The sequence below is a fragment of the Mycobacterium asiaticum DSM 44297 genome, assembly GCF_000613245.1.
Classification (GTDB): domain Bacteria; phylum Actinomycetota; class Actinomycetes; order Mycobacteriales; family Mycobacteriaceae; genus Mycobacterium; species Mycobacterium asiaticum.
The window spans coordinates 932,198-945,230 of record NZ_HG964938.1 but is presented as its reverse complement, the minus strand read 5'-3'; the positions used below and the strand labels follow the sequence as shown (position 1 = coordinate 945,230).

Here is a 13,033-nt window from a genome sequence, read left to right as displayed (position 1 = left end):
CTCTACCCCGCGAACGGTGGACGCGTCATCACTGTGGGATGGAAGCCGTAGCGCGGCGCGTTGGCCGCACCCATGCCTCGTCCGAGCCCGCCGGTCAGCGGCATGCCGCCCAGCATGTGCTGACTGGGTTCGGGCACCACCGCCGCGTTCGCGCCGGCACCGCTGAACGGCAGCGTGGCCACCCGGCCGAGGCCGGGCGTCGCCGACGCCCAGGCGTTGGGCACCGACAGACCGCCGATCTGCGCGGCCTGGCCGATTCCGCTCACGCCGCCCAAGCCGCCCAATCCGCCCAGGCCGCCCAGATTGCCCAGACCGGCTGCGGCGCCTTCCGCGGCCTTGGCCGCGCCTTCGGCCGCGTGGGCGGCCGCCGGGAAGAAACTGTGGCCTAGGCCGTCGAGGTCTTTCATCGCCGTTGTGGTCAGACGAACCGGAGAGATCATCCTGATGTAGGTGTCGGCGAAAACGCTGGCATCCAACGTTGCCGAGCCGGTCAGACCCTCCATGAGGTCCCCGATTACACCCTGGAACACCAGTCCGTCGCCGTTGGAATTCCAGGTCGTGTTACCCAGCCCGAGCACGGCCAGCGGATCCTTGAGGAACGGCGGCGCGTTGGTCAGCCCGGACAGTCCGGCAAGCGCCTTGTTGACCGAACTGTTCATGTTCGTGACGAAATCCTGCACGGTTGAGGCCACGGAGGACGCTGAGGCCTGCGCGACCGCAGCGGCCTGGCTCGCCAGACCGGTTGGGGTGGTCACCTGCGGCGGCAGGCTGAACGGCGTCAGCGCCGTCGCTTCCGCCGACGAACCGGCGTAGCCGTACATCACACCGGCATCCTGGGCCCACATCTCCGCGTAGTCAGCCTCGACGACGGCTATTGCGGGGGTGTTCTGGCCGAAGATGTTGGTGGCCACCAACTGCATCAGCAGCGCACGATTCGCCGCGACCTCCGCCGGCGGTACCGTCCCGGCGAACGCCGCTTCGTACGCGGCGGCCGCGCCAGCCGCCTGGGCGCCGGCTTGCTCGGCCAGCAGCGCGGTGCTGTCCAGCCAGGTCAAGTGCGGTGCGACCGCCGCGGACATCGCCGCCGCGGCAGGTCCCAACCACGGACCGGCGGTCAGACCGGACAACAGTGTCCGGTAGGAGCCCGCCGTCGCGTGGAGTTCAGCGGCCAGCGATTGCCATGCGGTGGCCGCGGCCAGCATCGAGCCGGCGCCCGGACCGGAGTACATCAACGTGGAGTTGACCTCCGGCGGGAGTGATGCGAAATCCACTGTTACTCCACCCCACCTAGGCGATGCTGGCGGCGTTGGCGGCCTCGGTGTCCGCGTAAGAGCCCGCGGTGACGGCGAGCGTGGTTGCGAGCTGCTCCTGCACAGCCGCCGCCTGGACGCTGATCGCCTGATACAGGCGTGCGTGCGCCGCGAACTGCGCCGCGGTCAGCTGCGACACCACGTCGGCGGCTGCGGGAACCACCCCGGTTGTCGGCGCTGCCGCGAGTTCGTCCCCTGCCCGCGCCATTGCGTTGATGGACTGCAGTTCCCCGGCGACGCCCGCCACGATTTCGGGCCGAGCGATCACGAGTGACATTTGTGTTCCTCCCTCAGAGCACTTGCGTCAGTGACTTCCAGCAACTGGTCGTCACCAACGCGCATCCTCCGTCAGGTTAGGCAGCCACGGGCGCGCAACACAGGCCTCAGCAAGCCTGTTCACTGTCGAGTTATCAATTGTTCATTTGCTACCGGGGATTTGCTGAGTGTTTTGAATTCTTTCTATGAGTCTTATCGGAGACAAATATGTTTTGAGTTTTATGTGAGTCGACAATGTTCATCGCTCCGATCAATCCGAAATATGCAATGCGTCCCACTCCAAGGCCTGGCTGTGATCTGCGTTACTTTCAAATGCACTGATAGGCAACAAAACTGGGGCTGTGTCGAACGAGTGCGCGGTCGCTCGGACACGCGCTGGCGGCTTCCATCGTTGCGTTCCTGGTCATGCGTATACTTCACACGCGACGCTTCACTCGCGCCGCCCAGAATGCTGCTTGATGTGATCGACGTCCGCGCAGATGTGGGCCGCCGAAGCAGCAATTGCGCTCAAAATCCTTTGCTCGCCAGATATCGCGGGGTCAACGTCGCGATAACACAACGGTGAACGGCCGCGACCGCGATCGCCCGGCCATAGAGGCTAAGGTCCGAGCCATGCCGATTGCAAACCGCACCCGCAAATTTTTCGTCGCGGTGGCCGCCGGCCTGGCACTGGTCACCGCGTCGGCCTGTGACGCGCCAGCCCCTGCCACCGCTCCCCCGGCCAATCCACGTCAGGTGACCGTGCTCGGATCCGGTCAAGTCCAGGGCGTCCCGGACACCCTGACCGCCGTCGTCGGTATCGAATTCATCGCCGCCGATGCGACCGCGGCGATGAACCAGACGAACGATCGGCAACAAGCGGTGATCGACGCGCTGGTCGGCGCCGGCCTAGACCGGCGGGACATTCGGACCACACAAGTCGCGTTGCAGCCGCAGTACACCGCGGCGGTGCCCACCGAAACCGGCGCGGTCGCCGGCTACCGGGCCGACAACACGATCGAAGTCAGAATTCACCCCACCGACGCCGCCTCGAAGCTGCTGGACCTCGTCGTGAGCACCGGCGGCAACGCCACCCGGATCCGCTCGGTGGACTACTCGATCGCCGACGATTCGCAATTGGTCAAGGACGCGCGTGCCCGCGCCTTCGAAGACGCCAAAACGCGGGCCCAGCAGTACGCCCAACTGTCCGGACTCAAGTTGGGCAAGGTGCTGTCCATTTCCGAGGCCGCCGGCACCCCGCCCACTCCCGGTCCGCCCGCACCCCGCGCCTCAATGGCGCCGCTCGAGCCGGGTCAGCAGACGGTTAAGTTCTCGGTGACCGCCGTCTGGGAACTGACCTGACTACTACTGGTAAACCCGCGGATCCAACGTCCCGATGTAAGACAGGTCGCGGTAACGCTCGTCGTAGTCCAGGCCGTAACCGACGACGAAGTCGTTCGGGATGTCGAAGCCCACGTAGGTGATGTCGACGTTGGCGCCCACCGCTTCCGGCTTGCGCAGCAGGGTGCATACCCGCAGCGAGCGTGGATGCCGGCTGCTGAGGTTGCGCAACAGCCAGGACAGCGTCAGGCCGGAGTCGACCACGTCTTCGACGATCAGCACATCGCGGTCGTGGATGTCGCGGTCGAGGTCCTTGAGAATCCGCACCACGCCCGATGAGGACGTCGAGGAACCGTAGGAGCTCACCGCCATGAACTCGAACTGAGTGGGTAGCGGAATGGCGCGGGCCAGGTCCGTGACGAACAGCACCGCACCTTTGAGGACGGTGATCAACAGCAGATCCTGGCCGGTCGTTGCCGCCAGGTCGCGGTAGTCCTCGCCGATCTGTCCAGCGAGCTCGGCGATGCGAGCCTGAATCTGCTCCTGGGTGAGCAGCACCGACTTGATGTCCCCCGGGTACAGCTCGGCCGTCACGTGCACAGCGTGCCATGCCTACCTGTGAGGAACCAACGCAGGCGTCAAATTGCCTCCTGGCGCAACGTAAGTAGGCCATCCCGGCGACCCGCCACCAGGCGTCGGCCGCGCAGTGTGGAACCCACTGCCACCCCACCCTGACCCCGCCACCCGGTTACCAGCATGTCCACCCCGCGGATCTGCTTGTCGGTCAGGTTGATCGCGCCACCGCCCAGCAGCCACGCTCGGATCACCCGCCGTCGCACCGGTGCCGACAACTCAGACAGGGCGGCCGTGTCGAGTCCGTCTCCGGTGGTGACCTCTGGCAGCGCGGCGGCGGCGACCGCGTCGATCAGATCGGTGTCTTCCCGCAGGGCGGTCGCGGTGCGCGCCAGCGCTTCGGCCACGCCGCCGCCAAGGACCTCTTCCAGCAGCGGTAGCACTTCGTTGCGCAGCCGGGCCCGGGTGAAGCGGGGGTCTCGGTTGTGCGGATCCCACCACGGGTCGAGCCCGAGCTCGGCGCAGGCGGCCTGAGTCAGCCGCCGGCGCACCCCGAGCAACGGGCGAGCCCAGGGCGGATCGTAGGGCCGCATGCCGGCGATCGACCGGGCTCCCGAGCCTCGGCCCAGACCTAGCAGCACCGTTTCGGCCTGATCGTCGAGAGTGTGGGCCAACAGCACGGGGCCGTCGCGATGGTGGTCCAGTGCGGCGTAACGCGCACTACGGGCCGCGGCCTCCGGGCCGCCGTCACCGCCGACTTCGACGCGTAGCACCCGCGCCTGCTCACATCCCAATGAAATCGCTTGCGCGCGTGCGGTTTCCGCGATCTCAGCCGAGGCGGGCTGCAACCCGTGGTCCACGATCAGCGCGGTTGTGGGCCGCAGCTGTGCGGCAACCGCGGTGAGCGCCAACGAGTCCGGGCCGCCGGACAATCCCACGCACCACCGCGCGTCCGTATCGGCCAGCTGCTTCTGCGCGAATTCTGCTACAGCCCTGCGCAGTTGGGCTACAGCACCCTGTCGATCCATCGTTGGGGCTGGTCGATCTCGGCGGGCAACGGCAACGTTTCGGGGCTCGTCCAGACGGTGTTGAACCGCTTCATGCCGACCCGCTCCACCACCTGGTCGACGAACACCTTGCCGCGGGTGTACTGACTGAGCTTCGCCTCGACGCCCAGCAGCGCACGCACCAGTCGCGCCAGCGGCGGTTGCTTGCGCTGACGGCGTTCGTCGAACCTGCGCCGGATGGTGGCAACCGAGGGAACCACCATCGGTCCCACGGCGTCCATCACGTGTTCGGCATGGCCTTCGAGCAGCGTGCCCAGCACCAGGAGCTGGTCGAGGGCTTTGCGTTGTGGCTCGGATTGCACCGCGCGCATCAAGCCAAGGATCCCGGTGGCGTTGGTGTCGTCCGAATCGTTGCCGCGCGACCGCACGTATTCGGCGAGCCGGCCGGCCACCTCGCGGATGTCGTCGGCGGGCTCCTGGGTCAACAGGCCCAGTGAGCTCGACATGTAATCCGCAATCCATGGATTGGCGGTGAACTGCACTCGGTGGGTGACCTCGTGCAGACACACCCACAACCGGAAGTCAGACGGGTCGACCTTCAGCTGGCGCTCGACGGCGATGACGTTGGGATACACCAGCAGCAGCGTTCCGGTGCGCTGATCGTGGTGGCCGTTGAGCGAATTGAACGGGTCGTACTGCCCGAGGATGCCGGAGGACACGAACGCCAGCACCGCACCGGTCTGGGCCCCGGTGAGCCGCCCGGTGATGAAGCCGCGCGGCTTTTCACTGCCGTTGGTCATGGCGCGCATCGATTGCGCGGCGGCCCGGATCCATTCGGGGCGGTCGACGACCCGGGCCGGCGGCACCGGGCCCTCGGTGATCAGGCCGGTGACGTCGCGAACCGGTGGCTCGGCCTGTTCGGCCGCCGTCATCAACTGCGCCATCACCTGGCGGCGGGTGTAGTCGGAGGTCACCGGTCCGCCTCGGGCCAGCTTCTCGCCCACGGTGGCCGCAAACCCCCAGTCCACGGCGTTGCCCATGGTGAGTCCGGAGGACCCCGAGGACGAAGACGAGGCTTGGGTCACGTCGCACACCCGCAGAACCACAATCTGGTGGCCAGCGCGTCGAGTGCGTTGCGGCCGTTCGGGCCGGCGTCGTTGGACACGAAAGCGAACGTCAGCACCCGGCCGCTGGCATCCGTGAGCAGCCCGACCAGGGAGTTCACCGCGGTGAGCGATCCGGTCTTGGCGCGCAACCAGCCCGCCGGGCCCTGATCGGTGGACCGGTCCAGGAAACGTTCCCCGAGCGTGCCGCTGCCACCGGCGATGGGCAGCAGATCCAGCAGGGCGCGCAGCGACGACTGGTCTGGTCCCGCGGCGGCCTGCACCGTGCCGTCCAGTGTGCGGGCGGTCAGCCGGTTGTTCACCGACAGCCCGCTGGAATCCACCAGCGCGGTCCCGCTGGTGTCGACGTGCGCGGTGCTGAGCCGGCTGGTGACGGCGTCAACCGCACCCGTGAAACTGCGCGGCCGGTTGATCGCGGCCGCCACCTCGCGGCCGATGCACTCGGCCATCACGTTGTCGGAGGCGTTCATCATCTGGGACAGCCGTTGAATCAGCGGCGGCGACTGCACGACGGCCAGCTGCCGGGCGCCGGAGGGGGCCGAACCGATCGTCACCGCGCCCGGATCCAGGCCCAGCCCGATGGCCAACTCCCGTCCGGCGTCCAGCGCCGGGGTCCGGGACCGTCGCGAGTTGACGGTGGTGGGTTGAATGCGGCCCGCGTCGATCATCGCCGCCTCGATCGGCGCGACGTCTCCGTTGTCGACGTCTGCGGGGTCCCAGCCCGGCGCCAGGGTCGGACCGCTGAACGCGGAGATGTCCACCTGCACAGCCGTCGGCGTCACGCCGCTGCGGTGCACCTGTTCGACCAGATCGCTGATGCGCGCCGCCCCGTGATACCAGGTCTCCACTCCGGGGGCGCCGCCGACAACGTCGGGTCGCCAGCGCCCACCAGCACGACGGGGCCCTGCGCGTTCTGCGCGGACGCGACCACCCGGGTGCTGATCCTGGCCTGCCGGTCCAAGGTGAGCAGGGCCGCTGCGGCGGTGAGGACCTTGTTGGTCGACGCCGGGATCATCGGCTGGTCATCGAGCTGGCGCCACAGTTCTTTGCCGGTCAGGGCATCGGTGACCCGCCCGCCCAGCCTGCCCAGGTTGGGATCGGCGGCGGCGGCGGCCAGTGCCGCGGCCACGCCACCTGCGCTGGGTGTGTCGGCGTTGTCGGCGACCGGTGAGACCGCCGCCTTGACCGTAGGAGGCCGCGGCGGCGGCACCGGTGACCGCGCGCCGCTGGTGCCGTGACCGCCCGTGGTGAACAGCACCGCCGCCGCCACCACCGCAGCGACGAACACAAGCACCACCAACCCGATCAGCACGTGGGTGGACTTGCGCCAGCTTTTGGGGCCCATAGAGATCGTCGAACTCCTGTCGTCGCGTCCCATTCTGCCGAACCGGCCGCAAAGCATCCCCGCGGCACCCGCTGGATTAGGGTGTAGCCGTGCAATTCGACGTGACCATCGAAATTCCAAAGGGCCAGCGCAACAAGTACGAGGTCGACCACGAGACCGGCCGGGTACGCCTGGACCGCTACCTCTACACGCCGATGGCCTACCCCACCGACTACGGATTCATCGAGGACACCCTCGGAGAAGACGGTGACCCGCTGGACGCGCTGGTGCTGCTGCCGCAGCCGTTGTTCCCCGGCGTGCTGGTCGAGGTGCGGCCGGTCGGCATGTTCCGGATGGTCGACGAGGCCGGCGGCGACGACAAGGTGCTGTGCGTTCCGGCCGGTGACAATCGGTGGGACCACATCCAGGACATCGGCGACGTGCCGGGGTACGAACTGGAAGCCATCAAGCACTTCTTTGTGCACTACAAGGACCTCGAACCGGGCAAGTACGTGAAGGCCGCCGACTGGGTCGGCCGTGCGGAAGCCGAGGCCGAAGTGCAGCGTTCGGTGGAGCGGTTCAAGACCGAAGGGCACTGAACCGTAGTGTCGCCACGGTGACGGACGGCGCGGCCACACCGGCAGCCGCGGGCGCCTCGGTCGGCCCGATCGCGCGCAGCAGCGTCGTCCGGGTCGGTATCGCAACGGCGCTGACCGCGCTGTGTGGCTACGCGGTGGTCTATCTGGCCGCTCGGAACCTCTCCCCGAGCGGGTTCTCCATTTTCGGGGTGTTCTGGGGTGCGTTCGGCCTGGTCGGCGGGGCCGCCAACGGCTTGCTGCAGGAAACCACCCGGGAAGTCCGAGCTATGCAGTACCTGGACGCCCCCGGTGAATCCCGGATCCGTCCGCTGCGTGTTGCCGGGATGGTCGGCCTGATCTCGGCCGCCTTGATCGCCGGCAGTTCGCCGCTGTGGGGCGGGCGTGTGTTCGTCGAGGCGCGCGGGGTGTCGATCGTGCTCCTCAGCGTCGGATTGGCCGGCATCTGCCTGCATTCGACCCTGCTTGGCATGCTGGCCGGTCTCGATCGGTGGGGGCAGTACGGGGCGCTGATGGTGACCGATGCGGTGATGCGGGTGACGGTCGCCGCGGTCACGTTCGTGGTCGGCTGGGGGTTGGTCGGGTACCTATGGGCCACCGTCGCCGGATCGGTGGCGTGGCTGATCATGCTCGTCGCCTCGCCGAAGGCGCGCGCGGCGGCGCGCGTGCAGACCCCGGGGAACACCTCGACGTTCCTGCGCGGCGCCGCCCACTCCATCACGGCGTCGGGTGCCAGCGCGATTCTGGTCATGGGTTTCCCGGTGTTGCTGAAGCTGACCTCAACCGACCTGGGTGCCGCGGGCGGCGTGATCATCCTGGCCGTGACGCTGACCCGGGCGCCGCTGCTGGTGCCGCTTTTTGCGATGCAGGGCAATCTGATCGCCCACTTCGTCGACGAACGCAGCCACCGGTTGCGTGCGCTGGTGGCTCCCGCGCTGCTGGTCGCGGGGATCGGCGGGCTGGGTGTGCTGCTGGCCGGCTTGGTGGGGCCCTGGCTGCTGCGGTCCGCGTTCGGGTCGGACTATCAGGCCAGCAGCGCGCTGTTGGCCTGGCTGACGGCCGCCGCGGTGGCCATCGCCCTGCTCACGCTCACCGGTTCGGCCGCCGTCGCGGCCGCGCTGCACCGCGCGTACTCGCTCGGGTGGGTTGCCGCCACCGTCGCCGCCGGGTTGTTGCTCATGCTGCCGCTCGCGCTTCAGACCCGCACCGTGGTGGCCCTGTTCTGCGGTCCGCTGGTGGGAATCGCCGTCCATCTCCTCGCCCTGGGGCGTGGCGGACGCGTCGACGGCTGATCAGACCTGGTCCGACGTGTACTTTGTGGCTTGCAATGGGTTCTGATACACGCGACGTCTGGATCGTCGTCCCCAACTTCAACGAAGGCCCCGTCATCGGCGAGGTGATCTCCGAGCTGCGTTCGGTATTCGACAACGTCGTCTGCGTGGACGACGGCAGCTCCGACGGCAGCGGCGAGATCGCCCGGTTGGCCGGAGCCCACCTGGTGCGCCATCCGATCAACCTGGGCCAGGGCGCGGCCATCCAAACCGGGATCGAATACGCCCGCAACCAGCCCGGCGCCAAGGTCTTCGCCACCTTCGACGCCGACGGCCAACATCGGGTGAAGGACCTGTCCGCAATGGTGGACCGGCTTCTGGTCGGAGACGTCGACATCGTTATCGGCACTCGATTCGGCCGGCCGGTCGGCAGCCGGCCCCCGTTTCTCAAGCGGGTGGTGCTGCAGACCGCCGCGCGCCTGAGCCGGCGCGGCCGGCGGCTGGGCCTGACCGACACCAACAACGGTCTGCGGGTGTTCAACAAGACCGTCGCCGACGGGCTGAACATCACCATGAGCGGCATGAGCCACGCCACCGAGATCGTCATGATGATCGCCGAAAACCATTGGCGGGTAGCCGAAGAACCGGTAGAGGTGCTCTACACCGAGTACTCCAAATCGAAGGGTCAGCCGCTCCTGAACGGCGTCAACATCATTTTCGACGGGTTCCTGCGCGGGAGGATTCGGCGTTGACAAGGACGGAAAGATGAACTGGATCAAGGTGCTGCTGATCGGCTCGATCATCGCGTTGCTGATCTTCTTGCTGCGATCACGCCGCAGCGCGCGGGCGCGCGCGTGGGTCAAGGTCGGTTACGTGCTGTTCGTGCTGCTGGGCATCTACGCGGTGCTGCGACCGGACGACACCACGGTGGTGGCGCACTGGTTCGGCGTCAACCGCGGCACGGATTTGATGCTGTACGCCCTGATCATGGCGTTCAGCTTCACGACCTTGAGCACCTATATGCGGTTCAAGGACCTAGAGCTGCGCTATGCGCGGCTGGCGCGGGCCATCGCGTTGGAGAGTGCGCAGGTACCGGAGCCGCGTTAGGCTGCGTCAGGTTTGCGTGAGCAGACGCCCTAGGCCCGCTGGCTCCGGAAGAAATCCACCGTCCGGCGCACGCCCTCCTGCAGACCGACCTGCGGCCACCAGCCCAAAACCTGTGCCGCCAAACCGATATCAAGGCAGGACCGCCGCAGGTCGCCCAGCCGCGGCGGGTGAAACTCCGGGTCGTCTGGACCGCCGACCGCGGCGGCCACCGCCGAGTGCAGCTGGCGGTCCGAGGTCTCGATGCCGGTGCCGACATTGAACCGCTGACCGCCACCGGCGGCACCGGATGCCCGCACGAAGGCGTCCACCACGTCGTCGACGAACACGTAGTCGCGGGTATTGGAGCCGTCCCCGAAAACCTTCGTGGGCTTACCTTCCAGCAGCGCCTGCGCGAAGATCGCGACCACACCGGCCTCGCCGTGCGGGTCTTGGCGCGGGCCGTAAACGTTGGCCGGCGCGATGTGTGAACAATCCAGGCCATACAGGTGCCGGAAGGTGTTCAGGTAGATCTCGCCGGCCACCTTGCCTGCGGCATACGGCGACGCGGGGTCGGTCGGCACCGTCTCCGGTGTCGGGTACTGCGGCGGTACGCCGTAGATGGAACCGCCGGAGGAGGTGTGCACGACCTTGCGGACACCGGTGCGCCGGGCGGCTTCGGCGAGGCGCACGGTGCCGATTACGTTCACCGAGGCGTCGAACTGCGGGTCCGCCACCGAGTGCCGCACATCGATCTGAGCGGCCAGGTGAAAGACCACCTCAGGCTTGTGCTCGTCGAAAATCGACTCCAAGTCCGCGGACACGATGTCGGCCTCGACGAAGACGTGATCGCTGTTGCCCACCAGATGCTCGAGGTTGGTCGCGCGGCCGGTAGCGAAGTTGTCCAGGCTCACTACCGTGTGGCCGTCGGCCAGAAGACGGTCGACTAGCGTCGACCCGATGAAACCGGCTGCCCCGGTGACCAGTGCGCGCACCGGCCCACCATACCGAGTGGCGCTGGCGGCAGCCGCGCTGATCATGGCGCAGCTCGGGATTCGCGCGGCGCTGGCCTTCGGTGGCTATTTCTATTGGGACGATCTGATTCTCGTCGGCAGGGCCGGAACACAGGGGTTGCTGTCGCCGTCGTACTTGTTCGACGACCACGACGGACACGTGATGCCGGGTGCCTTCCTGCTGGCCGGGGCCATCATCCGGCTGGCGCCCCTGGTGTGGACGTGGCCGGCGGTCAGCCTGGTGGTATTGCAGCTGTTGGCGTCCCTGGCGTTGTTGCGGGCGCTGTACGTGATCCTGGGATGGCGGCCCGTGCTGCTGATCCCGTTGACGTTCGCGCTGTTCACTCCGCTGGGGGTGCCGGGGTTCGCGTGGTGGGCGGCCGCGCTGAACTCGCTGCCGATGCTGACCGCGATGGCCTGGGTGTGCGCCGACGCGGTGCTGCTGATCCGCACCGGCAACCAGCGCTACGCCGTCACCGGTGTGCTGGCCTACCTCGGCGGTCTGCTGTTCTTCGAGAAGGCCGCGGTGATCCCGTTTGTGGCGTTCGCGTTGGTGGGCCTGCTGTATCACGTGCAGGGAGAAGCGAACCCGCTGCGTACTGCGTGGCGAGCCGGTGTTCGACTCTGGGTGGTGTCGTTGGCGGTCACCGTCGGCTGGGTGGCGCTGTACCTGTCGGTGGTGAACCAGCGGCGCTGGAGTTCGGATCTGGCGATGACGTGGGCGCTGTTGCGCCGTTCGATCACGCACGGGATAGTGCCGGGTCTGGCCGGTGGGCCATGGGACTGGGCGCGCTGGGCGCCGGCCTCGCCGTGGGCCACGCCGCCGGTCTCGGTGATGGTGCTCGGGTGGCTGGTTTTGGCGGCGGCGCTTGCGGTTTCGCTGGTACGCAAGCAGCGGATCGGGCTGGTGTGGCTGACCGCGGCGGGCTATGCCGTCGCCTGCCAGGTGCCCATCTATCTGATGCGCTCGTCGCGGTTCACCGCCCTCGAACTGGCCCAGACGCTGCGGTATTTCCCCGATCTGGTGGTCGTGCTGGCGCTGCTGACGGCGGTCGCGTTCACCGCACCCAACCGGGAGTCGGCCCGCCGGCTCGATGCCTCCCCGCTGCGTACCGTGCTGACATGCGCTGCGGCGCTGCTGTTTTTGATCAGCAGCGGATATTCGACGGCCACGTTCCTCACCTCGTGGCGGGACAACCCGGCGGAGCCCTATCTGAAAAACGCCCAGGCCGGCCTGGCGAATACCAACAGGGCGGTGCCATTGCTGGACCAGGAAGTCGATCCGCTGGTACTGCAGCGAGTCGCCTGGCCGGAGAACTTGGCCAGCCACATGTTCGCGCTACTCCGTGACCGTCCCGAATTCGCTTCCGCGACAACACAATTACGGGTGCTAGATAGCAAGGGACGGCTGGTCGATGCCCGAGTGACCTGGGTGCGGACGATCGTGCCGGGTCCGGTGCCGCAATGCGGCTATTTCGTCCAGCCCGACCAGCCGGCCCGCTTGCTTCTCGACGGGCCGCTGTTGCCGGCGGAGTGGACCGTGGAACTCAACTACCTCGCCAATTCCGATGGTTCGATGGTGCTGGCGCTGTCCGAGGGCCGCGAGGTCAAGGTGCCCGTGCATCCGGGGCTGAACCGCATGTATGCCCGGCTGCCCGGCGCCGGGGATGCCATCGTGGCGCGCGCCACCACTACCGCGCTCTCGGTCTGCCTCGCGTCGGGACCGGTGGGTTTCCTGGCGCCCGTGTGAAACGACCCGCGCACCGCCGGCTGAAACGTTCTGCACGTAGATCTCGATACCTGGGTGTGTCGGAGTTGATCGCGGTCCCCGAGCTGATGGTCGCCGCCGCTACGCATCTGTCCCGCATGGGGTCGTCGCTGACCTCGGCCAACCTTGTCGCGGCCCAACCCACCTCGGCACTACCTGCCGCCGGAGCCGACGAGATCTCGGCCGCGGTGGCAGCGCTGTTCGCCAGACATGCGCGCGACTATCAAGAGCTCAGCGCCCAGGCGGCGGCGTTCCACCAACGGTTCGTGCAGCTGCTGACCGGCGGTGCCGCGTCGTATGCGGCCGCCGAGGCGGCCAACGCCGGGCCGCTGCAACCGGTGCTTGATCTGATCAATGCCCCGACCCAG

The 13,033-nt window shown here is 67.6% G+C and carries 13 protein-coding genes and 1 pseudogene; 7 read left to right on the top strand and 7 right to left on the bottom strand.

The annotated features are described in order from the left end of the window. Positions 1–2 precede the first annotated feature (2 nt). Together BN972_RS23375 and BN972_RS23370 are read right to left on the bottom strand one after the other, a co-directional pair. Positions 3–1,271, bottom strand: a complete 1,269-nt coding sequence (locus tag BN972_RS23375; protein ID WP_036363065.1) for a PPE family protein — start codon at positions 1,269–1,271, stop codon at positions 3–5. Positions 1,272–1,287: 16 nt separating this feature from the next. Continuing rightward, a complete protein-coding gene (locus tag BN972_RS23370; RefSeq protein ID WP_036363062.1) occupies positions 1,288–1,587 on the bottom strand; it encodes a PE family protein in 300 nt (99 codons plus the stop codon). Positions 1,588–2,198: 611 nt separating this feature from the next. On the opposite strand from BN972_RS23370, the gene BN972_RS23365 reads away from it, so the two are divergent. Further along, on the top strand, positions 2,199–2,927 hold the full coding sequence (locus BN972_RS23365) for an SIMPL domain-containing protein (RefSeq protein ID WP_036363059.1): 729 nt from the start codon (positions 2,199–2,201) through the stop codon (positions 2,925–2,927). Positions 2,928–2,930: 3 nt separating this feature from the next. On the opposite strand, the gene hpt is transcribed toward BN972_RS23365, so the two are convergent. The 4 genes and pseudogenes from hpt to dacB form a co-directional block, all read right to left on the bottom strand. Beyond that, positions 2,931–3,506, bottom strand: a complete 576-nt coding sequence (gene hpt, locus BN972_RS23360) for a hypoxanthine phosphoribosyltransferase (RefSeq protein ID WP_036363057.1) — start codon at positions 3,504–3,506, stop codon at positions 2,931–2,933. 38 nt (positions 3,507–3,544) lie between these two features. Beyond that, complete coding sequence (gene tilS / locus BN972_RS23355) at positions 3,545–4,507, bottom strand: tRNA lysidine(34) synthetase TilS (RefSeq protein ID WP_036363055.1); 963 nt, start codon at positions 4,505–4,507, stop codon at positions 3,545–3,547. Then, the gene (locus BN972_RS23350) at positions 4,486–5,526 is read right to left on the bottom strand and encodes a zinc-dependent metalloprotease (protein ID WP_036363052.1); all 1,041 of its coding nucleotides are present in this window, start codon (positions 5,524–5,526) and stop codon (positions 4,486–4,488) included. Before BN972_RS23350 ends, tilS begins: the two co-directional genes overlap by 22 nt. 41 nt (positions 5,527–5,567) lie before the next feature. Beyond that, positions 5,568–6,955 (bottom strand): annotated as a pseudogene (dacB, locus tag BN972_RS23345) (D-alanyl-D-alanine carboxypeptidase/D-alanyl-D-alanine endopeptidase). 89 nt (positions 6,956–7,044) lie between these two features. On the opposite strand from dacB, the gene BN972_RS23340 reads away from it, so the two are divergent. The 4 genes from BN972_RS23340 to BN972_RS23325 are packed head-to-tail and all read left to right on the top strand — an operon-like array spanning position 7,045 to position 9,908. Continuing rightward, the gene (locus BN972_RS23340) at positions 7,045–7,533 is read left to right on the top strand and encodes an inorganic diphosphatase (RefSeq protein ID WP_036363050.1); all 489 of its coding nucleotides are present in this window, start codon (positions 7,045–7,047) and stop codon (positions 7,531–7,533) included. Next, entirely contained in the window at positions 7,530–8,822 is a 1,293-nt protein-coding gene (locus BN972_RS23335) for a hypothetical protein (protein ID WP_099051213.1), read from the top strand. Before BN972_RS23340 ends, BN972_RS23335 begins: the two co-directional genes overlap by 4 nt. Before the next feature lie 35 nt (positions 8,823–8,857). Then, positions 8,858–9,553, top strand: a complete 696-nt coding sequence (locus BN972_RS23330; protein WP_036363046.1) for a glycosyltransferase family 2 protein — start codon at positions 8,858–8,860, stop codon at positions 9,551–9,553. 13 nt (positions 9,554–9,566) lie between these two features. After that, positions 9,567–9,908 carry a DUF2304 domain-containing protein gene (locus tag BN972_RS23325; protein WP_036363044.1) on the top strand — a complete coding sequence of 114 codons (342 nt, stop codon included), beginning with the start codon at positions 9,567–9,569 and terminating at the stop codon, positions 9,906–9,908. 29 nt (positions 9,909–9,937) lie between these two features. On the opposite strand, the gene BN972_RS23320 is transcribed toward BN972_RS23325, so the two are convergent. Next, positions 9,938–10,879, bottom strand: a complete 942-nt coding sequence (locus tag BN972_RS23320; RefSeq protein ID WP_036363848.1) for an NAD-dependent epimerase/dehydratase family protein — start codon at positions 10,877–10,879, stop codon at positions 9,938–9,940. Between BN972_RS23320 and BN972_RS23315 the strand changes: the two genes are divergently transcribed. Together BN972_RS23315 and BN972_RS23310 are read left to right on the top strand one after the other, a co-directional pair. After that, complete coding sequence (locus tag BN972_RS23315; protein ID WP_036363041.1) at positions 10,845–12,647, top strand: hypothetical protein; 1,803 nt, start codon at positions 10,845–10,847, stop codon at positions 12,645–12,647. The two genes, BN972_RS23320 and BN972_RS23315, sit on opposite strands and share 35 nt — an antisense overlap. A gap of 56 nt (positions 12,648–12,703) precedes the next feature. Beyond that, positions 12,704–13,033: PE family protein (locus tag BN972_RS23310; protein WP_036363038.1), on the top strand; the 330-nt coding region annotated here is incomplete at its 3' end.